Origin of the sequence: Rheinheimera texasensis DSM 17496, from assembly GCF_000711985.1 — a bacterium.
In the GTDB taxonomy this organism is placed as follows: domain Bacteria; phylum Pseudomonadota; class Gammaproteobacteria; order Enterobacterales; family Alteromonadaceae; genus Pararheinheimera; species Pararheinheimera texasensis.
The window spans coordinates 522,317-546,033 of the sequence record NZ_JONU01000008.1 but is presented as its reverse complement, the minus strand read 5'-3'; the positions used below and the strand labels follow the sequence as shown (position 1 = coordinate 546,033).

24 protein-coding genes are annotated in these 23,717 nt (G+C 50.6%); 9 read left to right on the top strand and 15 right to left on the bottom strand.

Annotated features, from left to right (window positions below):
• Positions 1-149 precede the first annotated feature (149 nt).
• The 11 genes from Q399_RS0108385 to Q399_RS0108330 all read right to left on the bottom strand — a co-directional run bounded on the left by Q399_RS0108385 (position 150) and on the right by Q399_RS0108330 (position 10,647).
• Positions 150-1,688, bottom strand: a complete 1,539-nt coding sequence (locus tag Q399_RS0108385) for a M17 family metallopeptidase (RefSeq protein WP_031567698.1) — start codon at positions 1,686-1,688, stop codon at positions 150-152.
• A 36-nt stretch (positions 1,689-1,724) separates the two neighbouring features.
• A complete protein-coding gene (nqrM, locus tag Q399_RS0108380; RefSeq protein ID WP_031567696.1) occupies positions 1,725-1,937 on the bottom strand; it encodes a (Na+)-NQR maturation NqrM in 213 nt (70 codons plus the stop codon).
• A 204-nt stretch (positions 1,938-2,141) separates the two neighbouring features.
• Positions 2,142-3,374 carry an NADH:ubiquinone reductase (Na(+)-transporting) subunit F gene (gene nqrF, locus Q399_RS0108370; protein ID WP_031567692.1) on the bottom strand — a complete coding sequence of 411 codons (1,233 nt, stop codon included), beginning with the start codon at positions 3,372-3,374 and terminating at the stop codon, positions 2,142-2,144.
• A 25-nt stretch (positions 3,375-3,399) separates the two neighbouring features.
• Positions 3,400-4,008: an NADH:ubiquinone reductase (Na(+)-transporting) subunit E gene (gene nqrE / locus Q399_RS0108365; protein WP_031567689.1), complete on the bottom strand. Its 609-nt coding sequence runs from the start codon at positions 4,006-4,008 to the stop codon at positions 3,400-3,402.
• A gap of 10 nt (positions 4,009-4,018) precedes the next feature.
• Entirely contained in the window at positions 4,019-4,648 is a 630-nt protein-coding gene (locus Q399_RS0108360; RefSeq protein ID WP_031567687.1) for an NADH:ubiquinone reductase (Na(+)-transporting) subunit D, read from the bottom strand.
• Positions 4,641-5,429, bottom strand: coding sequence for a Na(+)-translocating NADH-quinone reductase subunit C (locus Q399_RS0108355; protein ID WP_031567685.1), 789 nt, complete (start codon positions 5,427-5,429; stop codon positions 4,641-4,643). Before Q399_RS0108355 ends, Q399_RS0108360 begins: the two co-directional genes overlap by 8 nt.
• A complete protein-coding gene (locus Q399_RS0108350) occupies positions 5,422-6,627 on the bottom strand; it encodes an NADH:ubiquinone reductase (Na(+)-transporting) subunit B (RefSeq protein ID WP_031567683.1) in 1,206 nt (401 codons plus the stop codon). The genes Q399_RS0108355 and Q399_RS0108350 overlap by 8 nt, the downstream gene beginning before the upstream one ends.
• Position 6,628: 1 nt before the next feature.
• Positions 6,629-7,969: a Na(+)-translocating NADH-quinone reductase subunit A gene (locus Q399_RS0108345; RefSeq protein WP_031567681.1), complete on the bottom strand. Its 1,341-nt coding sequence runs from the start codon at positions 7,967-7,969 to the stop codon at positions 6,629-6,631.
• Between the two features lie 348 nt (positions 7,970-8,317).
• The gene (fabV, locus tag Q399_RS0108340; RefSeq protein WP_031567679.1) at positions 8,318-9,508 is read right to left on the bottom strand and encodes an enoyl-ACP reductase FabV; all 1,191 of its coding nucleotides are present in this window, start codon (positions 9,506-9,508) and stop codon (positions 8,318-8,320) included.
• 119 nt (positions 9,509-9,627) lie between these two features.
• Positions 9,628-9,963 carry a BolA family protein gene (locus Q399_RS0108335; RefSeq protein ID WP_031567677.1) on the bottom strand — a complete coding sequence of 112 codons (336 nt, stop codon included), beginning with the start codon at positions 9,961-9,963 and terminating at the stop codon, positions 9,628-9,630.
• Positions 9,964-10,083: 120 nt separating this feature from the next.
• Positions 10,084-10,647 (bottom strand): alpha-ketoglutarate-dependent dioxygenase AlkB family protein, encoded by a 564-nt coding sequence (locus tag Q399_RS0108330; RefSeq protein ID WP_245612856.1) that lies wholly within the window; start codon positions 10,645-10,647, stop codon positions 10,084-10,086.
• Positions 10,648-10,755: 108 nt separating this feature from the next.
• Between Q399_RS0108330 and Q399_RS0108325 the strand changes: the two genes are divergently transcribed.
• From Q399_RS0108325 to Q399_RS0108305, 5 genes are all read left to right on the top strand, one after another.
• A complete protein-coding gene (locus Q399_RS0108325) occupies positions 10,756-11,907 on the top strand; it encodes a methyltransferase (RefSeq protein WP_031567672.1) in 1,152 nt (383 codons plus the stop codon).
• A gap of 2 nt (positions 11,908-11,909) precedes the next feature.
• Positions 11,910-12,470, top strand: a complete 561-nt coding sequence (locus Q399_RS0108320) for a YajG family lipoprotein (RefSeq protein WP_031567670.1) — start codon at positions 11,910-11,912, stop codon at positions 12,468-12,470.
• A gap of 3 nt (positions 12,471-12,473) precedes the next feature.
• Positions 12,474-13,061, top strand: coding sequence for a peptidylprolyl isomerase (locus Q399_RS0108315; RefSeq protein ID WP_031567667.1), 588 nt, complete (start codon positions 12,474-12,476; stop codon positions 13,059-13,061).
• 120 nt (positions 13,062-13,181) lie between these two features.
• Entirely contained in the window at positions 13,182-13,502 is a 321-nt protein-coding gene (locus Q399_RS0108310; RefSeq protein ID WP_031567665.1) for a hypothetical protein, read from the top strand.
• Positions 13,503-13,577: 75 nt separating this feature from the next.
• The gene (locus Q399_RS0108305) at positions 13,578-14,924 is read left to right on the top strand and encodes an AmpG family muropeptide MFS transporter (RefSeq protein WP_031567662.1); all 1,347 of its coding nucleotides are present in this window, start codon (positions 13,578-13,580) and stop codon (positions 14,922-14,924) included.
• A 66-nt stretch (positions 14,925-14,990) separates the two neighbouring features.
• On the opposite strand, the gene Q399_RS0108300 is transcribed toward Q399_RS0108305, so the two are convergent.
• From Q399_RS0108300 to Q399_RS0108290, 3 genes are all read right to left on the bottom strand, one after another.
• Entirely contained in the window at positions 14,991-15,233 is a 243-nt protein-coding gene (locus Q399_RS0108300; protein WP_031567660.1) for a helix-turn-helix domain-containing protein, read from the bottom strand.
• A 414-nt stretch (positions 15,234-15,647) separates the two neighbouring features.
• Positions 15,648-15,989 (bottom strand): iron-sulfur cluster insertion protein ErpA, encoded by a 342-nt coding sequence (gene erpA, locus Q399_RS0108295; RefSeq protein ID WP_031567658.1) that lies wholly within the window; start codon positions 15,987-15,989, stop codon positions 15,648-15,650.
• 57 nt (positions 15,990-16,046) lie between these two features.
• Positions 16,047-16,772, bottom strand: a complete 726-nt coding sequence (locus Q399_RS0108290) for a DUF6776 family protein (RefSeq protein ID WP_157836258.1) — start codon at positions 16,770-16,772, stop codon at positions 16,047-16,049.
• Between the two features lie 56 nt (positions 16,773-16,828).
• Here Q399_RS0108290 and Q399_RS0108285 point away from each other — a divergent pair, with 56 nt between their 5' ends.
• The 4 genes from Q399_RS0108285 to hemL all read left to right on the top strand — a co-directional run bounded on the left by Q399_RS0108285 (position 16,829) and on the right by hemL (position 21,476).
• Complete coding sequence (locus Q399_RS0108285) at positions 16,829-18,535, top strand: chloride channel protein (RefSeq protein ID WP_031567652.1); 1,707 nt, start codon at positions 16,829-16,831, stop codon at positions 18,533-18,535.
• A gap of 45 nt (positions 18,536-18,580) precedes the next feature.
• Positions 18,581-19,012, top strand: coding sequence for a CopD family protein (locus tag Q399_RS0108280; RefSeq protein ID WP_031567650.1), 432 nt, complete (start codon positions 18,581-18,583; stop codon positions 19,010-19,012).
• A 154-nt stretch (positions 19,013-19,166) separates the two neighbouring features.
• Positions 19,167-20,177, top strand: a complete 1,011-nt coding sequence (locus Q399_RS0108275) for an aspartate carbamoyltransferase (protein ID WP_031567647.1) — start codon at positions 19,167-19,169, stop codon at positions 20,175-20,177.
• An 18-nt stretch (positions 20,178-20,195) separates the two neighbouring features.
• Positions 20,196-21,476: a glutamate-1-semialdehyde 2,1-aminomutase gene (hemL, locus tag Q399_RS0108270; RefSeq protein ID WP_031567645.1), complete on the top strand. Its 1,281-nt coding sequence runs from the start codon at positions 20,196-20,198 to the stop codon at positions 21,474-21,476.
• Positions 21,477-21,494: 18 nt separating this feature from the next.
• Here hemL and Q399_RS0108265 read toward each other — a convergent pair whose 3' ends face one another.
• On the bottom strand, positions 21,495-23,642 hold the full coding sequence (locus tag Q399_RS0108265; RefSeq protein WP_031567643.1) for a winged helix-turn-helix domain-containing protein: 2,148 nt from the start codon (positions 23,640-23,642) through the stop codon (positions 21,495-21,497).
• Positions 23,643-23,717: the final 75 nt, after the last annotated feature.

Sequence of the window (23,717 nt, the reverse complement as noted above, 5' to 3'; positions counted from 1 at the left end):
TTCGCGGAGTCTCATTCGTCCATTAACCTGACTCGAACCTGTCGCAGATATTCGCTACAGCATAAACAGACAACAAGCAGCCGACAACCAATTTCCATCAGGACGGCTGAGCTGCAGCAAAGTTCATCTCCACTGCAGCTACTTCAGACCTAACGCAGATAAGTCGCCGCTAAGCTGGTCACAGGGGCAGCAGACGGCTTGCCATGTTGCCAGTCACCGCCGTCAACGCCGCTACCGGCAATATCGATGTGGACATAAGGTAAGCTATTTTCAAGTGCCGAACTTTGATCCAAACCAGCGGCGACGACCAAAAATGCCATTGGGAACTGGTGCCCACGTGCCGTCACTGACGATGGTGCGTTGTTACAGCTCAGTACATCGTCAGCGCAACTGCGGGCTTTGATAAAGGCAAAATCCTCGCGCCGGCTGGACGACAGCTCAGAAGGGTCACCCCAAATGTCGCCAGCCTGAGCGATCTGTGCTGACACACCATTTTTGCGTGCGGCACCGTTTTCGACCAGTGCTGTATATGGGCCAACTGCCCGGGCAGCATGGCCAGTCAGGGTCGCAATTGAAAACAAAGCAGGGTTGACGGCGTCTTTCGCCTGTTGGCGTAAGTGTGACATTAAATCGGCCAGTACCAGACGGCCTTCGGCATCGGTATTGCCAATCCGCACCCGCACACCGGCATGGCTGGTAATGATCTCGTCAGCGACAAAAGCATCAGAGCCAATACTGTTACGCACAGCACCGATCTCGGCGACGACCTTTAAGCCGGCTGGTTTTAGCATGGCGACGGTTTTCATAAAACCGGCCACTGCAGCGGCGCCGCCTTTGTCGCGACTCATCCCGGCCATGCCGCCATTGATTTTAAGGTCTGCACCACCTGTGTCATAGACCAGCCCTTTACCAGCGAATAACAGCGTTTTGCTGACAGGGCCGGACGGGTTGTATTCCAACCGGATCACTGCAGGGCGATGCCGCGGCACTGCTAAAGAACTGCGGGCCACAGCCATCAGTAACGGATAGTCCACCAGCAGCTGTTCGGTATTGGTTTCGACTTTGACCTTCACATCGGTGCCGGCAAAGGCATCAACGCAGTAGTCCGCAAAACGCAATGGCGCCATGCGCTCTGGTTCTGTGCCACATAAGTCCCGGGCCAGCCGGCGTCCTGCTTCGGTAGCGGCTAAAAAGTTGGCTTCATCAGCTGGCAAACCAATCAGACCTATTGCTAATACAGGTTCAACCTGCAGCTCTCCGCGCGCTTCACGGCCTTCCAGCGGTTGCCACAACGCCTGCGCAGCCGCAAGGTACGCCACCGCTAATGCTTCACTGTAGCGGGGATCTGCCGGCGTTTGCAGCCACAGCAATGGCCGCACTGCGCCTGCTGCTTTTGCCTGCTGAATCGCAATTTTGGCGACATCTGCAATACAGCGCACATCATCAAAATCACGTAATAACGGGCCTGTTGGTGCCAGAATCAGACGTTGTCCCGGCGCTGCGGGGCAAATGCTGGTGACAGTTTCACGGCCAATTCGTTGGTCAATCCACTGTTGCTGACTCACGAAATCTGTCAAAGCAGCATCAGGTAATTGCCGGAAGTTTTCTGCGATACAAATCAGTGCATCCCAGTCTGACGGTGCGGCAGACTGCAGGGATGGCACAGCAACGGGTGTAGGGTAAGCCATTTGTATATCCTTAACAGGCAGCCGGACTGCCAGAGATCAGATGATTTTATTTTCTTGCCAGAGTTTTTCTTTACGCATCCGTTCCTGGCGTTTTTCACACGGATTTTCACAATCACAGGCTTTTTCAATGCCCAGTGCATCTAAACCACCGCAGCTGCCGGCGATAGTTTTGCGTTGCACAATATAACCAACAGCCATGGCCAACACGACGATTAACAGCACAGCAAACGTCAACAGAAATACTTCCATGACAACCTCTCTACGCATTAAATTAAATTTTGTGGCTGGCAGATCACTGACGCCGCAGGAGCGCCATTTTAACGCCAAATCGGGTCAACGACTATGTTTTCCGGCCAAACAGCCAGTTGTATCGGTGGAACATCAGCTTGTGGTGCGAAATTTCAGGCATAAAAAAACCAACCCGGAGGTTGGTTTTTTTCGTGCTGTCAGTGATTAACCACCGAAGTCGTCCAATAAGATATTGTCGTCTTCAACACCTAAGTCTTTCAGCATGTTGATCACCGCTTTGTTCATCATCGGCGGACCACACATGTAGAATTCACAATCTTCCGGTGCTTTGTGGTTTTTCAGGTAGTTTTCATAAATGACGTTATGAATAAAACCTGTGTAACCAGTCCAGTTGTCTTCTGGTTGTGGATCTGACAAGGCCACATGCCACTGGAAGTTTTCGTTCTCAGCCTGCAGCATGTCGAAATCTTCAACATAGAACATTTCGCGCTTCGAACGGGCACCATACCAGAAGCTGATTTTCCGCTTGGATTTCAACCGGCGCAGCTGGTCAAAAATGTGTGAACGCATTGGCGCCATACCAGCACCACCGCCGATAAACACCATTTCCGCATCTGTGTCTTTGGCGAAGAATTCACCAAATGGACCAGAAATCGTCACTTTGTCACCGGCTTTCAGACTCCAGATGTATGAAGACATTTTACCGCATGGCAGCGTCAGGTTGTTTGGCGGCGGCGTTGCGATCCGCACGTTCAGCATGATGATGCCTTCTTCTTCCGGATAGTTCGCCATGGAATAAGCACGAATCGTCGGCTCATCCACTTTTGACTCCAGTGTGAAGAACTTAAAGCGTTCCCAGTCACCACGGTATTCCGCCGGAATATCGTAATCGGCATATTTCACATGGTGCGCAGGCGCTTCAATCTGAATGTAACCACCAGCGCGGAACGGTACTGATTCGCCATCCGGGATTTGCAGTTTCAGTTCTTTAATAAAAGTGGCTTTGTTGTCATTTGAAATAACAGTACAAGCCCACTTTTTGATCCCAAAGATCTCTGGTTCAACTTCGATGTCCATGTCAGTTTTCACGCTGACCTGACAAGCCAGACGACAGCCTTCACGACGTTCGCCTTTGGTCAGGTGACCAAATTCGACCGGTAATACATCACCGCCACCAGCATGCACATGAACGCGGCACTGGCCACAAGAACCACCACCACCACAGGCTGAAGACAGGAAGATGCCTTTGTCAGCCAAAACACCTAATAACTTACCACCGGCATTTGCTTTGATCGCTTTGCTGGCATCACCATTGATGTTGATGGTAATTTCACCGGCAGACACCAGCTTGGCTTTTGCAACCAGAATCATAATGACCAAGGCTACAACCAGTAAGGTGAACATCCCAACACCAAGATAAATCTCAGTATATTGCATTGTTTTTTCCTTTTACTACTGATGCTTACAGGGATACGCCTGAGAACGACAGGAAACCCAGACTCATCAGACCCACCATAAAGAAGCGTGAACCCAGACCACGTAAAGCCAGCGGCACATCGGCGTATTTCAGTTTTTCACTGATAGCTGCCATGACGGTGATCGCCATAGTCCAACCAATACCACTACCTAAACCAAATACTGTACTTTCTGCCAGGGTGTAATCGCGCTCAACCATAAAAGCAACGGCGCCAAAGATGGCACAGTTCACTGTGATTAATGGCAGAAAGATACCCAGAGCGTTATACAGAGCAGGTACATATTTATCCAGGAACATTTCCAGAACCTGTACCAAGCCGGCAATTACACCGATGTAAGCAATAAAGCCAAGGAAGCTCAGATCCGTATCAGGGAAGCCAGCCCAGTCCAGCGCACCTGGCGCCAAAAACTGCTTAAACACAATGTTGTTTAACGGGACTGACAAACCCAGAACTACCGTTACGGCAATACCCAAACTAAATGCCGTTTTGACCTGTTTGGAGATCGCAATAAAAGTACACATCCCAAGGAAGAACGACAGCGCCATGTTTTCGACGAAAACAGCACGCACAAACAAACTTAAATAATGTTCCATCTGCGACTCCTTAGTGCTTCTCTTGCTGCTCTGGACGCCAGGTCCGCAGGGCCCAAATTAACAGACCGATGATAAAGAATGCACTTGGTGGCATTAACAGCAAACCGTTAGGCACATACCAGCCGCCAGCACTGACCAGTGGCAGGATTTCTACGCCCATCAGTGAACCTGAACCTAACAGTTCACGCACCACAGCAACGATCACCAGCAGCACCGTGTAACCTAAACCATTACCGATGCCATCCAGGAATGACATCAATGGCGGGCTCTTCATGGCATAAGCTTCAGCGCGGCCCATTACGATACAGTTGGTAATAATCAGGCCAACGAATACCGACAATTCTTTTGCCACGCTGTAGGCATAAGCTTTCAGGATTTGGTCGGTTACGATAACCAATGATGCGATAATGGTCATTTGCACAATAATCCGCACACTCGAAGGAATGTGATTACGGATCATCGAAATAAACATACTGGAAAACGCGGTTACTAACGTCAGCGCCAGGCCCATAACTAAAGCTTTTTCCAGCTTCGTCGTGACTGCTAACGCTGAACAGATCCCTAATACCTGTAAGGCAATTGGGTTGTTCGCAAACACTGGTCCGAAAACCAGTGACTTCATTTCTTTTGCACTAGCCATTGTTTAATGCTCCTTGACGCACTTTAGTCAGGAATGGGGCAAAACCTTTAGCACCAGACCAGAATGCAAAGGTACTTTGCACACCGTTACTGGTCAGAGTGGCACCTGATAAACCATCAACTTCCGATGCAGACGCCGGGTTGGCATTGCCTGGTTTGAGGATCTTGATCGCAGGCTGACCAGCATCGTCTAACAGTTTTTTACCGACAAACTGAGCGACCCACTTCGGATTCTGGATCTCGCCACCTAAACCAGGCGTTTCACCATGCTCATAGTAGTTCAGGCCTTTAATGGTGTTGCCGTCTTTGTCTAACGCCAGGAAGCCGTGCATCGTTGACCACAGACCGTACCCGTGAATAGGCAGAACAACAAAAGAAATGTTTTTGGATTCAACACCGTCAACATAAGCCAGATAAACAGGAGCGATGTTGGCACGGCTCTTAATTTTAGCCGGGTCGTCCTTTTCATCTAACATCACACTACCAGCAGGATCTTTCATCATCTTGCGGTAGTCATAGGTCAGCGGATCCTGATCAACAAAGTCACCGGTATCCAGATTTACCAGACGCACCTGCACGTGTTTTTCAAACTGTGCTTTGATGTCTTCGCCATTGAGCATACCGGTCGCAATCAGAATGTTTTTCTGCGCATCCAACAGCTTGTTTTCGGCTTGTTTCGGCCGTAAGCCCACTGCTGAAGCGGCGACGAAAATCGCACAAATCAGACACAGGCCAATCACGACAAAAAACGTTTTGCCGATGCTTTCGTTATTATTAGACATTACGAGCCAGCCTCCGCTTAATGTTTGATTGCGCGACCATATAGTCAAACAAAGGCGCAAACAGGTTGGCGAACAGAATTGCCAGCATCATGCCTTCCGGATAAGCAGGGTTCACCACACGAATCATTACCACCATAAAACCAATCAGAATACCGTATGCCCATTTACCGGTGTCGGTAAACGAAGCAGATACCGGGTCAGTCGCCATAAAGAACATGCCGATGGCAAAACCGCCTAATACCACGTGCCAGTACCAAGGCATCGCAAACATAGAGTTCGTTTCTGAACCAATCAGGTTAAACATAGTGGCAAACACAATAGTACCGACCAACACACCGGCAACAATACGCCAGGAAGCGATACGCAGATAAATCAGTGCCAAACCACCAATCATCAGCGCCAGCGTTGAAGTTTCACCGATTGAACCCGGAATAAAACCGTAGAAGGCATCCCACCACTGTGCGTTTACAGACCAGTCTGACACTTCACCGTTAGCGGCTTTTGACAACCAGGTCGCGCCCGCATAACCGTCTGCGACAGTCCAGACTTTATCGCCGGAAATTTGTGCCGGATAGGCGAAGAACAGGAAAGCACGTCCAGCCAGTGCCGGGTTCAGGAAGTTACGGCCAGTACCACCGAATACTTCTTTTGCCACCACAATACCGAAGGAAATACCTAAAGCTGCTTGCCAAAGCGGGATAGAAGCCGGCAGGATCAGTGCAAATAGAATCGAAGAGACGAAGAAACCTTCGTTGATTTCGTGCTTACGCACAGAAGCAAATAATACTTCCCAGAAACCACCGACGATAAACACAGTGGCGTAAATTGGCAGGAACCAGCAGGCACCGTACCACATCTTCGCGCCCCAACCTGAATCAGGCGTCAGTTCACCGCCGAAGGCGTGGAACAAGGCAACCTGCCAGGTATCCGGTAATTTAACCGTTTCTGACAACACGATGGCAGCCTGATGGCCGATGTTAAACATACCGAAGAACATCGCCGGGAAAAGCATTAACCAGACGAAAATCATGATGCGTTTCAGGTCGATACTGTCACGGACATGAGTCGCTGATTTCGTAACTTTACCAGGGGTATAAAGAATAGTGGCGACTGCTTCGTACAATGCATACCACTTTTCGTGTTTGCCGCCTTTTTCGAAATGCGGTTCAATACTTTCCAAATAATGCTTCAAACTCATCTTAGCCTTCCTTCTGGATGGTCGTCAGCGCATTTCGCAGTGCCACGCCGTAGTCATACTTACCAGGGCAGACAAAAGTACAAAGCGCCAGATCTTCTTCATCCAGTTCTAAACAACCCAAGGTTACCGCGCCGTCTGAATCGCCGACCAGTAAATCCCGCAGCAACAATGTTGGCAGGATATCCAGCGGCATCACACGCTCGTAATTGCCGATTGGCACCATAGCGCGGTCTGAACCGTTGGTGGTTGTGGTCATATTAAACAGACGTTTCGGGCTTAAGTGCGACAGGTAAGCACGGGTCACAGAGAATTTACTTGCGCCTGGCGACAGCCAGCCAAGGAATTCTTTTTCGAACCCTTCCGCCAACACAGACACCTGGTTGTGGAAGCGTCCCAGATAAGCATGAACACCAACTGCTGTTCTGCCTGCAAGCACTGAGCCTGAGATAATACGGTTGCTACCGTCCTGCAGCTCACTCTGCACCAGGTCAGTGATAGAAACACCCAGTAAAGTTTTGATTAAACGAGGATTTTTAACGACAGGACCAGCCAGGGAAATCACCCGCTCAGCATGGTATTCACCAGTGGTGAATAATTTACCGATGGCAATGACGTCCTGATAATTGATATGCCAAACCACTTTGGTCAGCGACACCGGCTCGAGGAAGTGAATATGCGTGCCAGGTAATCCCGCAGGATGCGGACCAGCAAACTCTTCAACCTGAACCTGACCCGCAGCCGGGACATTGGCGCCAGCAGCTTTACAAACATAAATTTTATTTGTCGTCAGCTTGCTCAGAACCGTCAGACCATGCTGGAAGTCCGCAGCGGCTGCTGCAATGACTACAGCTGGATCTGCTGCGAGTGGGTTGGTATCGATAGCAGTGACAAAAATCGCACGAGGCGAGCTGTCAATGGCTGGAATATTACTGAATGGACGGGTGCGGAACGCAGTCCACAAACCGGAATCCAACAGTTGCTGTTTCACTGCAGCAGCGTCGAGGCTGTTCAGTGCATCAGCAGCAAATTTGGGGAATTGCACCGCGTCAGCTGAACCGTCCGCCTCAATCACTAAAGATTGCAGCACACGTTTAGCACCACGGTTAATCGCAGTAACGGTTCCAGAGATAGCGGCAGTAAATTTCACGCCAGGATTTTTTTTGTCTTCAAAAAGACCCTGACCTTTTTTTACTTTGTCCCCAACCTCAACCAGCATTGTAGGACGCATACCGACATACTCTTCACCCAGTAACGCGACCGATTTGACGGCAGGACCGTCATGGATCACTTGTTTAGGACTGCCCGACAGGGGAATGTCCAATCCTTTTTTAATTTTAATCATACGTACTTGCACTACTTTAACGGGAAGAAACAGGGCCTGGTTTTTACGGCTGCTCGCCTCGCAGCGCATCTGGCGAAAGCTGGCTGATTTATAACCAGATTTCAACAGATACACGTACACAGCGGCGGATTTTAGCACTAAACCCACAGACCAGCTATGATAAATAACACTTTTATGCAGCCAGGACAGCGACTGTCGGCAAGTGTAGTCAACTTTGAATCTATTGCGCAAAATCTGCGCAAATTCGCTGAAATTCAGCGGAATTTTCCGTTGTTGCCTGAAATAACCCGTCCTGTCCTTTTCGTCCAACGTTCAAACAAAAGCCGCCCAACAGGCGGCTTTATCATCTTAAGCTAAATTTGCCAGTGTCACCATCGGAGAAACATCGGCGTCATAATCGACATGGCTATAACCAAAGCCAAACAGGCGCAGAAACTCCTGATGATACCCCTTGTAATCTGTCAGCTCGTCGATGTTTGAGGTTTCAACCTGCTGCCACAAAGCTGTTACTTCAGCCTGAATGTGGTCCGCCAGTTCTTTGCCATCCATTCGTAAACGACCGGCTTCATCCAATACGCGTGACGGGTTGTACAGGCACTGGCGGAACAAACCGTAGATTTGTTCTATGCAGCCTTCGTGTGTACCCTCGGCTTTCATCACGCGGTACAACAATGAGATATACAGCGGCATGATTGGGATGGCAGAACTGGCTTGTGTGACCAGCGCTTTTAACGAGGCAACATAAGCATGACCGCCCTGCCCTGCTAACTTGGACGTAATCGCTGTAGCTGCACGGTCCAAATCCTCCTTGGCACGACCAATAGTGGCTTTGCCGTAAATCGGCCAGGTCAGTTCTTTGCCGATGTAGGTGTAAGCCACAGTCTGTACGTTTTCAGCCAGCACACCAGCTGCGTGCAGCTGATCTAACCAGCGTTCCCAATCTTCGCCACCCATCACTTTGACGGTGTTAAAAATCTCGTCATCGTTAGCCGGCTCTACCGATACTTCTTCAATTTCGCGTTTGCTGGTGTTCAGGTTCTTGGCGGTGTAAGACTGACCGATAGGTTTTAACACTGAGCTGTAAATTTCGCCGCTGACCGGGTCTTTGCGACGCGGAGCCGCCAGACTGTATACCACAAGGTCAATCTTGCCCATTTCAGCGCGGATCAGCGAAATCGCCTGCGATTTAAGCTCGTCGGTGAAGGCATCGCCGTTCAGGTGTTTATTCCATAAGCCTTCAGCATCGGCTGCGGCTTCAAATGCAGCGGTGTTGTACCAACCGGCTGAACCGGTTTTCCCTTCGGTTGCTTCTTTTTCAAAGAAAATACCCAAGGTCTTAGCACCAGAACCAAAAGCGGCGGTGATGCGTGATGCCAGGCCGTAACCAGTTGATGCACCAATCACTAATACATTCTTTGGACCATTCTCTACCCGGCCATGTTGTTTAACGTAGGCAATTTGTTCACGAACATGTTCGGCACAGCCGACCGGATGCGCGTTGGTACAGATAAAACCACGGATTTTCGGTTGAATAACCATAAAAAATTAACCTGTGTGATGACAGAAACCGCGGTTAGTGTAAAACACTGACCGCGGCAACAGGTCTGATCAGCTTAAATAAACTGCCAGTTCAGCGCAGATAGCGCGAAATTTGCCGATCAACCCAGCGCTTTTGCATCTTTTTTTGAGCCACCAAAACATTTGGGTGAAACCGGTGGTTTTTCAGCGTAGTACTCATACCACTCGCTTGGTGTGTAGGTATGCAGTGCTAATGCGTGAATTTTCTCCGCCAGCTCTTCGGCCACCACAGAGTTCACTGCACGATGACGTTGCAACAGCCTCATGCCATCAAACGCCGGCGTGACGATCACAACTTTAAAGTGTGATTCTGACCCCGGCGCCACACTATGCATATGGCTTTCATTGATCACGTCCAGAAACACCGGCTGGAAGGCTTGCAACAATTTCTGTTCGATAGACGTATGGATCAGCATGATTGTCAGCTCCTTCGTTGGTTGTATATTCAGACTAGCCAGTGCATTTTGCCTTGTCTGCCCAAATTCAGCTGCAAAAAATGATAAAAATTTGCCCTTGCCAAAACCGGTTTTACTGCATCAACGTTGAGGCAAGTAACGAAAGGTCAGATTAAAGCGTTCAGACTGGGCCCGGCTTTGTTTGGGCACCCGGTGTTGCCAGAAACGCTGACAAGTGCCGGCCATCACCAATAAATCACCGTCGTTCAGTTCAAGACTTAGCTGTGTATTCAAATGCTTATGCTTCAAATCAAAACGACGGCTCTGGCCCAGACTGAGTGATAAAATCACCGGATCAGGCCCTAACTCCCATTCATCATCACTGTGCCAGCCCATGTGATGTTCACCATGTTGATAGTGATTGAGCAACACCGCATTCAATGGGTGGCCGGTGTGACGCACCAGCCGCTCACACAACTGCTGCAACCCGGCTTGCCAGGGCTCAGGCTGAAAGGTCACGCCCGAATAGCGATAACTGCAATGCGGCTCGCCCATCCAGATTTGCCGGCGTGGAATCGCCACTTCACGTCCATACAAGCGGATCTGCGGCTGCTGCCAGTCGAGCCCAGCCAGCTGTTGGCACAATTGTGCCGACTCCGCGCTACAGAGAAATGCCGGTAGCAGATACACCTCAGCGTCTGGCAAAAAATAACGCTGAATTGATTGTATGGGAGCTGTGGCACCAGCGCCTGCGTTGTGCCCTGACTGCGCTTCTGTCAAAATAACCGCCTTTTGTTGCTGCCGAACCTGATTATGTCCAGCCAATTTACCCTAGACCAGATCCAACTACAGCTGGATCGATTTCCGCCGGAGCAGAAAACCCGTAGTCTGCAAGCCTGGGATGCCGCCGATGAGCTGTTAATCCGCTACGCCCAGCAGCATCTGGCCAGCGCCGATACCCCGGTATTAGTGGTCAACGACCAGTTCGGCACTCTCGCCTGCGCGCTGCACCATTTTGCACCAGTGCAGTGGAGCGACTCTTATATCAGCCAGCTGGCGACCCAACACAACCTGCAACAGAACGGTCTGAGCCCGGTGCAGCAAGTTGCCAGCACCGAAGCTTGTCCGGATTTTGTCGCAGTTTTGTTGAAGTTACCCGGCAATCATAGTTTTCTGCGCTACCAGCTCCGCCAACTGAAACAGCATCTGCCCGACGGTGCTCCGCTTATTGCAGCTGCTAAAGCAAAAGATATTCACGCCAATTTACTGCAGATTTTCGCAGAAGAAATCGGCTCGGTCAGTGCTTCTTTAACGGAAAAGAAATGCCGGCTGATCACCGCCGTCTGCGATAAAAAGTTACCGGTGCCGACCCGTCCGCAATTTCCCTTGACCTGGCCGGTAGAATTACCAACACCACAAGGCCCTGTCACGCTGCAAATCATCAATCACGCCAATGTGTTTGCCCGTGAGCAGTTAGACGTTGGAGCCCGCTTTTTCCTGCAACATTTACCACAGGTTCAGTCTGGGCAGCGCGTGATAGATTTAGGCTGTGGTAACGGCGTGATTGGCCTTGCCGTGCTTGCGACCGAGCCTCAGGCGCATCTGCTGTTTTGCGATGAATCTTTTATGGCGGTGCAATCGGCCAAAGACAACGTCAATGCATGTTTTCCAACAGCCACCCGGTGTGAATTTCTGGCTGATGACAGCCTGAGTCAGCAAGCCGACTTGTCTGCCGACTATATTTTATGTAACCCGCCATTTCACCAGCAACAAGCCGTGACTGACCACATTGCCTGGCAGATGTTTGCCGATGCGCGGCGTGTATTGAAAATCGGTGGCCGGCTGCGGATTGTCTGCAACCGCCACCTTGGGTATGGTGAAAAACTGACACGCCTGTTCGGCGGTTGTATTCACGTAGCCAGTAATGCAAAATTCAGCGTCTTTGAAGCTATCAGAAGGAAATAGTTATGCGTTCAATCCTGCTTGCCGCGGTTTTCGCGGTTGGTGTTGCCGGTTGCAGTAATCCGGTGCCGTCTTTTATTGTTGCGCCGCAAATTTTCTGGAATCAGTCAAATCAGCTGACCAACACCGCCTTTGCGTTGAACGTACAGGACAACAGACCGACAAACGGTACCCTGGTGATGCGTGATGGCGATTCCGTTAAATCCTATCCGACTACCAATGATCTGACCGGACAGTTACAACAAACTCTGAGCAGCGCATTAACGCAGCAAGGTGCGCGCATTTCCGGTGCTGAGCCAGTAATTGTGACCTTACAAATCAACCAGCTCGAAGCCAATGCCGAGTTAAAAGCTGTCGAACACGTGGTGAAAAACAGTGTCGAGCTGACCTTGTTAATTGAGCGGGATTCCGGCTCTTTCAACAAAAGTTACAGCGGTAAAAGCAGCTTCTCCGGCCCGTTTAAACTGGATACCGCAGTCGCTGAGCGTGAGTTACGCGTCCTGACCGAACAGGTGCTGGGCAACATGTTGCGTGACCCAAGCTGGCAGGATTTTCTGAGGAACTAAGTGATGAAACGTCTCTTTGCCCTAATTTGCCTGCTCAGCAGTTCGTTGGTTTTTGCTGCTGGCGAGCATATCCAGAAAGATAACCTGTTTCCGCGGGTTAAACTGATCACGACCGAAGGTGACATCGTGATCGAACTGGATCGGATGAAAGCAGCTCTGACAGTGAATAACTTCCTGACCTACGTTGATAAAAAAATGTATGACGGCACTGTGTTCCACCGCTTGGAACCGGAATTTGTGTTGCAGGGCGGCGGTTATGATCGCGAGTATGTCGCTATCAAAAACCTCGCGGAGATCCCAAATGAGTCCGGCAATGGCCTGAAAAACATTCAGTACAGTGTCGCTATGGCACATCAGGAAAAAGGCCCGCACACCGCCACCAATCAGTTTTTTATTAATCTCAATGAAAACACCAGCTTAAATCCGGGTAAAAACTGGGGTTACGCCGTGTTTGGTAATGTGGTTGAAGGGATTGAGACCATTGAGAAGATTCGCAAACTCGAAACCGGTCTGAACGAGAAACTCGGCTGGGAAAATGTGCCGAAAAAACCCGTTGTGATCGCCCGCGCAATATTACTTCCTGCTAAATAATACCGTCTATACTTGCCCTAGTCACAGTGCTGTTACTGCAGCACTGTGCTGTTCAACCCGCACCTGCTGTCGGGTTAACCAAAGTGGCCAAGCGCCACCTTTGTTAAACAGGGTGTCCGAATGTTAGATACTTTTTTGGAGCAAAAATCCAAACAACTGGTGTTTTTCCTGTCCAGGTATCTGCGTGGACAGCTACCGCACCGGGAAATGCATTTGTTTGTCTGGGATACTCTGGAAGAATGGGCGCAACTGCAGGTCAGCAACAAAGTCCCGCAATCGTTTCGCGAAATGGTGTTTTGGCACCTGATTTATCAACTCGAACTCTGCTCAGAAGCTGAATTAAAATCCGACCGCCGTCTGCGGCGGGAGCTGCATCAGTGCATGGGCTATTTGCTCGGAAAAACCCAAGGACCAGCCGATTTTGTTGGTGTGCGGCCCTGAATTGTTACTTTGCTTTGCCACACCGGCTTTGTTAATGTGGCGTCTTTCTGTCTGCCCGTGCTGGAGTCATGCCGGATGTCTGAAGTTGTGCGCCCGGAGCAAGGCTGGTTAGCCACCATCCGGATTTATCGTGATCCCCGTCTCTGGTTTATTTTTCTGCTGGGTTGCTCGTCCGGATATCCCTGGGTCTTAATCAGCAGCGCGATGACCGGCTGGCTCAAAGATGCCAATTTATCGCGGGCTGCTATCAGCTATTTTGGCTCTGTCACAGCCGTTTATGCCATCAATTTTCTGTGGGCGCCGGTATTGGACCGCGTCAAGCTGCCATATCTGACCCATAAACTTGGCCAGCGTCGTAGCTGGATTTTGTCTCTGCAGCTGCTGATTGTGTTTTTTACCGTTGGCATTGCCCTGACCAATCCAGCTGCCAGTCTGATGTGGACGTCATTGTTGGCTTTGGCTGTCGCTGCCGCAGCGGCCAGTATGGATGTCGCCATCGACGGTTACCGGATTGATATTATTGGTCAGGAAGCGCAGAAACTACCGGCGGCGGCGGCGATGGGTGTTGCTGGCTGGTGGACCGGATACTCGTTACCGGGATATCTGGCTTTCCACTATGCAGACCGCTTCGGCTGGTCGCCTATTTATCTGGGGTTGGCTGCTTTGCTGGCAGTACTGGCGCTCGGGACTTTGTTTGTACGTGAACCTGAATCCAATCGCGATTTACTGCAGCAAAAAGCGGCGGAGCGCTATCAGCATAGCCAGTCGCATCCGGTGTTACTCTGGCTGCAAGTGACAGTGCTGGAGCCCTTTGCTGACTTTGTCCGGCGCAATGGCGTGAAAGTGTCAGTGCTGCTGGTTTTGTTTATCCTGACCTTTAAGTTAGGTGAATCCTTCCTTGGCCGGATGTCGATCCAGTTTTACCGGGAAGTGGGCTTTTCCAACGAACAAATTGCTGAATATTCGAAACTCATCGGCTGGGGCGCCACGGTATTTTTTACGCTGTTAGGCAGCTTGCTTAATACCCGCTTTGGCGTCTTTAAAGGTCTGGTGATTGGTGGTCTGGCAATGGCGGCCAGTAATCTGATGTTTGCCTGGCTGGCACAAACCGGCCCTGATGAGCATTTGTTATTCTGGACTATTATTCTGGACAACTTCACCACTGCATTTTCGATTGTGGCATTTGTGTCATTTTTATCAGCGTTTACCGGCGTGGCATTTTCTGCCAGTCAGTATGCGTTGTTGGCATCTGTCGGTAATTTTGGGCGCACTTCGATGGCATCCTTTGGTGGCAGCCTTGTGGATTGGCTCGGCGGTGACTGGTCGTTGTTTTTCCTGCTCACATCCCTGATGGTGCTGCCGGCACTTGGCTTGTTGTGGTACATCATGTTGTTGCTGAGACAGCGCGGACAACAACTCTAATCTGCTGCACAGCCAGTCATAAAAAAAGCCTGCAATTGCAGGCTTTTTATTCAGCTGGCTCAGAACTTAAGGCTGAGTCACCTGCCGTAATCCTTCCGCTGGGTCCACTTCCAATGCCTGGCAATACCGGACGAATTCCACGACATCTAAACGACGTTCCTGATTCTCTACTTTTCCAATAAAAGAATGTGGTGTGCCTAATACTTCAGAGAGGCTGCGCATGGTATGTCCTTTATCCTGGCGCTGGCGTTTCAGCCACAAGCACAATCTTTTATTTTCGTCAGAAATGACGCTTTTGGTACCTTTCATAACTAAATAGTCTCCCAGCGTTGAACGCTTTTTTTATGTAAAACACTTCCTGCCAAATAAAAATCCAAACCTTATTGGTGTCCCAATAAGCAATAAAAATCGGTTCATTAAACCATAGGATGCGACGAGCGTACAGTTACAACAGTTAAAATTTGTCCAGTGTCTTACGCTGTCGTAACTCAGATGTAATTTATTGTGTTAAATCAGCCTGATAAGATTAAAACCGATGCGAAGCAGCGCCCAAACTGGGAGAGATTTCAGTGGTCTATATCAGCTAATCGTAATATTTTTGTTAGAAAAACTGCGCCATTCTAGTACAAGTCGGCAGGGGATGTAAGATTCGATGAAAAAATCAGCGGTAAATTCAGGGAGGACAGACCAGCCAGTGCAACACTGGCCGGTGACAGGAATTAATCAGACGGAGAAACTGGAACCGCAGCCACAAGTGGTGGTGGCATTTGGGTTTTGCACAATGAAACGACTGCCTTGCAAACCTTCGGTGTAATCCACTACACCACCCACCAAATATTGCAGACTCATCGGGTCGACCACCATAGTCACGCCGTGTTTTTCAATGGTCAGATCACCTTCGTTCACTTTCTCATCAAAGGTAAAACCGTACTGAAAACCTGAACAACCACCGCCAGTGACATAAACCCGCAGTTTTAACGCCGGGTTTTCTTCATCGGTGACCAGTGCCAGTACTTTGTTGGCGGCAGCATCAGTAAACTGGATCGGCATCTGCATTTCTGACATCACGACTCCTGACAGGAACAGAAAAAATGGAGCGAAATTATCTAATACCTGAGCATTTTAATCAAGTATTTCACTCTGACCGTCCCAGGCCAGTTCCTTCGTCAGGATTATGCTGCTACCGCCCTGGCCAGAGTTACTGCTCAGACGGATCAACAGCTTTTCCGGCACAAAGCTGGCAGGCAGCACAAACTCACCTTCCACTGTACGGAAATTTTTAATCACCAGCCGTTTCGCTTTGTTGCTAAAACCAGCCAGTTTTAACAAATCGACTTCAACTGATTTTTTCTTGCGCTTGCCTTTGAGTTTGATTTCCAACTGGGCCCGCGTCTGTTTTTTCTGTTTGTTCTGTTCAATCAACAGCACACTAAACTGAAAGCGTCCGACAGCACTGCCCGGCTGCAGGCGGAAACTGTCGATCACCAGCGTGCCACTCTCAGGTACTGGAGCCACAATCTTTTGATACACCGCCAGTTCTTTTTTCAGATCAAACAACTTTTGCTGCTGTTCTTTGATGTCCTGTTGTAAGAGCTGATTAGTGTTTTTTTCGACGGCCAGTTCAGTGGCAATAAAATCACGCTGTCGCAAAGCGTCTGTTTTTGCCTGTTCGCTTTGTTGCAGTTGCTGACTATTCAGCTGACTCTGCTGCTGATACTGCGAAAGTTGCCGCAACAACTGCCAGTTGCCAAGGCCCCAGCTCAGTGCTGCCACCAGCAGTATTAAAGGTAACAACCACCAATTTTGGCGAAACCACAATGTCAGAGCGGGACTAATCCGAAGTTTCATCAGCAGACTCAACATGTTATCTTTGAACTATCAGCAGATTTTTCCGGTACTTTACCATGAAACGCGTGCAACAGTGGCTGCCGCCATTGCGACGCCGGTTAGCTTTACCTGTCACTTCATTGCAACTATGCCTGCTCGGCGCCGTCGGCGGTGTTGTTGCTGCGCTGCTTATCGTGTTGTTTCGCTTCAGTATTATGGCGATCCAGAGTTTCTATCTAACCCACTTTGACGATTTCACCAGCCTGCAGCCTCAACTGCGCGCTCTGCTGCCGTTTATTGCCGCCGCCGTGATCACCTGTTTTGGCTTATTAATTGGCCTGAAACACTACCGGCTCGGCATTCCGTTTGTGATCCATCGCATCAAATTAAAATATGGCCTGATGCCGTGGAAAAATACCCTGCATCAGTTTTTTGGTGGTGTTGCAGCGCTCAGCGCCGGTTTCTCAGTCGGTCGTGAAGGACCATCGGTGCATTTAGGTGCCTTTGGTGCCAGCATGTTTGGTAAATATTTGCGCCTACCATATAACAGTATCCGCATTCTCGCGGGCTGTGGTATTGCCGCCGGGATTTCAGCTTCTTTTAATACGCCGCTGGCTGCGGTGATTTTTGTCATGGAAGTGGTGCTTCGGGAATATCGTATCCATGTGTTTGTTCCTATTATGCTCGCATCGACTATGGGCGCTTTAGTCACTCAAGCCTTCTTTGGCACCGGCAATGACCTGCATACGTTGACCATGATCACGCTGAGCAACTGGCATCTGCCCTATTTGCTGCTGGCTGGTGTCGCTATGGGCGTGGTGGCGACGTTTTTTAATCAAAGTCTGATGCTGACAATGCGCACCTTCCAGCGCTGGCATCTGGCTTTGCGTTTGTTGCTGGCTGCATTATTAACGGCAGCCATCGGCAGTTTGATCCCACAGGCACTTGGCGCTGAGACGGGCGCTATCCACTATGCAGTGTCGGCGCCGAACGAGTTGTTACTGTTATTTGCGATTTTTGCCGGCAAGATTCTGTTAACCGTCATTGCGCTGGGCCTTGGCATTCCCGGTGGTATCGTCGGTCCGGTGTTTGGCATCGGTATTGTGATGGGAACAATTTTGGCTTTTGTGCCCTCGCTATTCAGTGGCGACCACAGTGCGGTCGGTACTTATGCACTACTCGGCATGGCCGGGATGATGGCCGCCACTCTACATGCGCCACTGGCGGCATTGGTGGCGGTGATGGAGCTGGCGTCCAATCCACAGCTAGTAGTGCCATCTATTTTGGTGATCACCGCCTCTTATGTTACCGCCGTACAGTTTTTCCACACAAAATCAATCTTCCTGCAGCAGCTGGATTTCCTGCAGTTGCCCTATAAACTGGCGCCGGCCGACGATGTACTGCAAAAGGTCGGCGTGCTGGCGATGCTGCAACAGAATTATCAGCTATTGGATAACCCAACCGATGCTCAGGTGATCCAGGCGCTTGATAGCGCAGCGCCGGAGCAGCTGGTCCTGGTGCGCCGGCAATATGCTGTTGATCAGCAATTTCAACTGGCGGCATACGATGTCAGCCTGTCGATGTCCGGCGACAGTGCGCTGCGTTTTGTGCCGGTCGGCGCGGTCAGTCATCAGGCTACGATGGCGGAAGTCTTTGCCGAAATCGGTGATGCCCGCGAAGGTGCCGTGCTGGTGTATGACGATGAACAGCCAGATCAACCGCTCGGACTGGTCAGCTGGGAACAGGTTCGCGCCTTGTTACTGCGGCAGAATAACTTGCTGTAATGCCAAACAACGCAGCGCTGCTGCTTAAAAGAAACAGGAAAGTCCATGAGTTGGTTACTGATTTATAAAGCCCTGCATATCGCTTTTATGGTGGCCTGGTTCGCCGGCATTTTTTATCTGCCGCGGCTGTTTGTTTATCACGCCCAGACCCAATCGGCCGAAGTTGATGCACAGTTCAAAGTGATGGAACGCCGCCTGCTGTATTTTGTCACGCCTTTTGCCATCCTGACGGCGGTATTTGGCGCGCTGTTAATTCACAGCTATGGCAGCGCCTGGTTTGCCGCCAGCCACTGGTTACATGTCAAACTGCTGCTGGTGGCAATGCTTTACGCTTACCACGGTTATTGCTTTAAATTGCTGGCGGATTTTAAACACAACCGCAATAAACGCAGTGCACGGTTTTATCGCTTTTTTAATGAAGCGCCGGTGCTGGTGCTGTTTGCCGTGGTGTTGCTGGCAGTAGTCAAGCCATTTTGATCCTGCGCAATACACTGAGTTGTTGCCGGTTTTAAACAGCAGCAGCTATAGGTTTGTCTGGTCGCTTTGATTATAATGGCGGCCAGTTTGCGGGCCGGTGTTAACCAGCTTAGGCCGGACCGCTGTCTGCCACTTCAAGTTATAGGCCCCAAGCATGAACTTCAAAGGTCAACATATTCTGTCGGTCAAGCAATTTGACCGCGACAGTATTTCGCACGTTTTCCGCATTGCCCGTTCGATGGAACCTTATGCCTTGCGGCAAAAACGCACCCGGGTACTGGACGGTGCGATTCTGGGTAACCTGTTTTTTGAACCCAGTACCAGAACCCGCGTCAGCTTCGGTTGTGCTTTTAACTTGCTGGGCGGCGAAGTACGCGAAACTACCGGCATCCAGTCATCAGCCCTGTCCAAAGGCGAATCTTTATACGATACCGCGCGCATGATCAGCAGTTACAGCGATGTGATTGCGATGCGCCACCCGCAGGCCGGCAGTGTCGCAGAATTTGCTGAAGGCAGCCGGGTGCCGGTATTAAACGGCGGCGACGGTGCCAACGAACACCCAACGCAGGCCCTGTTGGACCTGTTTACCATTGAACGTGAACTGGCGGCCTCACAGCAAAGTGTCGAGGGCATGCATATCGCCATGATCGGCGACCTAAAGTTCGGCCGGACTGTGCATTCACTGTCAAAACTGTTGTGCCTGTATAAAAATATTCAGTTCACGCTGATAGCACCCAATGAGCTGGCCATGCCGGACGAAATCGTCAGTGCCATCGAAAATGCCGGTCATAAAGTGCGGATCACCGATCAGCTGGCCGGTAATATCGATGCCGATATCGTTTACCAGACCCGCATCCAGGAAGAGCGTTTTCCGTCGCAGGAAGAAGCCAACAAATACCGCGGTAAGTTCCGGCTCAATCAGGAGATTTACACCAAACACTGCAAATCAAACACTGTGATTATGCATCCGCTACCGCGCGATTCCCGGCTTGAAGCCAACGAGCTGGACAATGATCTGAATATGAATCCGAATCTGGCGATTTTCCGCCAGGCTGACAACGGCGTATTGGTGCGTATGGCGTTATTCGCTCTGACGCTCGGCGTGGAAGATTTGATCCACAAATACGAATGCGAAGTGCCTTGGTACAGCGCCAAACACAAATAACTGAAGTGGATTTCCGTAATGACTTTATCTGAACAACTGTTCGAACGCGCCCAACTAACTATCCCTGGCGGTGTCAACTCGCCGGTGCGGGCATTCAAAAGCGTTGGCGGTACACCGGTCTTTATCGACCGTGCCGACGGCGCATATATCTATGACGTCGACGGCAAACAATATATTGATTACGTCGGTTCCTGGGGCCCGATGCTGCTGGGGCACAACCATCCGGCTATTCGCGAAGCGGTGATCAAAGCCGCTGAAAAAGGCCTGAGCTTCGGTGCGCCTTGCCCGGCAGAAATCGACATGGCGGAACTGGTCAGCAGCCTGGTGCCTTCGATGGAAATGGTGCGGATGGTCAGCTCAGGCACCGAAGCGACTATGAGTGCTATTCGGCTGGCGCGCGGTTATACCGGCCGTAACACCATCGTGAAGTTTGAAGGTTGCTACCACGGTCATGCCGACTCGTTACTGGTCAAAGCCGGCTCCGGCGCTTTAACCCTTGGTGTACCAAATTCTCCTGGTGTTCCGGCAGATTTTGCCAAATACACCCTGACTTCTGAGTTTAATAACCTGCCACAACTAGCCGCGCTCTTTGCGGAACATGGTGCTGATATTGCGTGCATCATCGTCGAACCAGTGGCCGGCAATATGAACTGCATTCCGCCTCAGCCTGGCTTTTTACAGGGCCTGCGCGATTTATGTGACCAATATGGCAGTGTGCTGATTTTTGACGAAGTGATGACCGGCTTCCGCGTCGCTTTAGGTGGTGCTCAGGCCTATTACGACATCAAGCCAGATCTGACGACGCTGGGTAAAATCATCGGTGGTGGCATGCCGGTCGGTGCATTTGGTGGCAAAAAAGCCATTATGCAGCATATTGCGCCGCTGGGTCCGGTATATCAGGCCGGTACTTTGTCCGGAAACCCTATCGCGATGGCGGCCGGATTGGCGGCTTTAAAAGCCATCAGCCAGCCGGGGGTGTACGAAGCACTGACAGCGAAAACAACCCTGTTACTGCAAGGGCTGAAACAAGCGGCGGCTGAGGCCGGTGTGGCGTTATCGACCAATCAGGTCGGTGGTATGTTCGGCATTTTCTTTACCGAACAAGCGGAGGTCAGTAGCTATCAGCAGGCGACGCAGTGCAACATCGATGCGTTTAAACGCTTTTTCCACCTGATGTTAAATGAAGGGGTTTATCTGGCACCTTCTGCCTACGAAGCTGGCTTTTTGTCGCTGGCCCATACCGACGAGGATATAGCCCGGACAATTGCGGCGGCCCGTCGCAGCTTTGCCGCGCTTTGATTCCCAGAACAATCCCGCCTATTGAAACTGTTGTGGTTGTAACCAGACCACATCAGTTTCAGGCTCCCGCGCTAATTGCAAAAATAACTGTTCCTGTTCCAGCTGGCCATATAAACCAGTGACCTGAAGCAGGCCTGGCGGCTGGATCAATTGCCGGTGCTCCAGCAGCCAGTCGCTCAACCATAATTGCCCATGTTCATCCAACCAATACAGACCTTTGCTGGTGGTCGCCCAGCTGTTTCCGCTCAGCTGCCGCCAGTTCCGCGCCCAGGGCAAGGCCCAGTGTTTTTCTTGCTCAAGCCAGAATCGTAGTACAGTCCCATCTTGCTGTTGCAACAACAGGCTTTGCCCAGGCGCACAGCGCAAGTCAACAATATCGGCGCGCAGCTCGATCGGATGCATATCCTGATTCATCGTTTTCAGCTGCCATTGCTGATGATTAAACTCAGCCCAAAACCAGCGGTTATGGCAAAAGGCAAAATGCCGCAGCTGTCGATCCTGGAACAATACTGCGGTTAAACTGCCATCTTGTAGCGACACCTGATGTAATTGTTGATCGATCACTGCATACAGCTCTGCACCGGCCCAAAGGAGCTGCGTGATCTGGCGCCATTGTGTTAAGCGGGTCAGCTGGCTGACCTTTGTTCCGTCAAACCACCAAATTTGCGGCAAGCCGGAACGCTCAGATACTAAGGCTGCTTGCGCAGCATTCCAGCTCAACAGCTGGTCGGTTTTATTGCTGCTGAGCCATGGCGATGCAGAGAGCAACGTAGAACTGCGTCCGGCATCGCTGAGCTGTAATGGTAAAAGATCAGCCATATCTTGCGGTACCTGAGTGGCAAGCAAACGCTCCCCAACCTTTTGCTGATCAGCGTAAGCCCCGCTTGCCAGCTGCAGCGCGATAAGCTGGGCGTTCGCCGGCTCAAAAATAAATGATCCTGATGGCCCGGACAGCAGCAACTTTTTATCATCCCAGCGGGCCATGGTATGAAAGGCGTAAGGGAAATCAGCTGCCTTCTGCAGAGAAGCCGTGCTGAGATCGTAATGGAACAGAGTTGTGTTGAAATGATCTTGTTGCAACAAGACCCATACCTTCCGTTGCTGCAGCATCACGGCAACCGGCTTTTGATAGGACTCGGCAAAGCTTTGCTGCAATTCAGCTTTCTCGCCGTTAAAGCGCCATAACTGGGTAGCGCCAGAGCTGGAATGCTGGTCCAGCCAAACCAGTTCCTTACCATCGGTCGCCAATCCCTGTGCAATTAACTGCTGGCATGGCAACCAAGGTGCAATATGCTGGTCCAGCTGTTGTACCTGCATCCGGAAAATACTACAACTTTTGCCATTGACCGCCTGAAACACGAGGTCACGCCCCAGCCACTGCCCTGCTCCCAACGCGTCAAATTGTTGTGTTTGCAATTGTTTGCGGTGACTACTCAGATGATGAGCTATCCAGCGCAAGCGTCCATCATTGGTACGTTGCTGATAAAAAAGAGTCTGACCGTCCGGACTTAACAGCGGTCGCTGTTCCTGACCTGCCATCGCACTGATAGTTACTTGCTGGGTGAATGCAGGCACAAAGCTGTTTTTACCAAAGAACAACAGCAAACTGATGACCAAAGCAATCACGGCACAGAAAAAGAATACCGAGAGCAGTTTGAGCCGGCGCTGTTGTTCACGTTTATGCAGCCGTTGCGCCTGCGGCGGATCCATAGTGACTGGTGATTCGGCTTCAGATTCATCTTTTGCATGTACCACCGAAGGCTTCAGCTTTAATGCCACTTTATCTGCAGCAGGCTTGGCCAGCACTTGAATGGGCGCAACCCAGCGGTAGCCTCGTTTTGGCAAGGTTTCAATGAAAGTGGCAGGTTTAGCAGTATCCTGTAACAGTTTACGCAGCACACCGATGGCCCGCATCAGCGCAGCATCGGTCCCCTCTGCATCACCCCAAATCGCATCCAGCAGATCGGCTTTGGCATGAATGATATCAGGTTGGGCTAAAAAGTGATTAAGCAACTTGTGCAGGCGCGGTTCCAGCACCAGTGGTGCCAGTTCAATTGGAGGATGGGAATCTGCAGTATCAGCTTTTTGTTCAAGTCGCCACAAAGTACCAGTCCCGGGACTGTACTTCCAGTAACCAAAACTTAAAGTGGTATCCGCCAACTGCATGCAACACCCCCCGCCATCAGATAGCGGGGAGTATACATGAGTTCTTTAGAAAAACAGCGATGGCTTATCATGGGG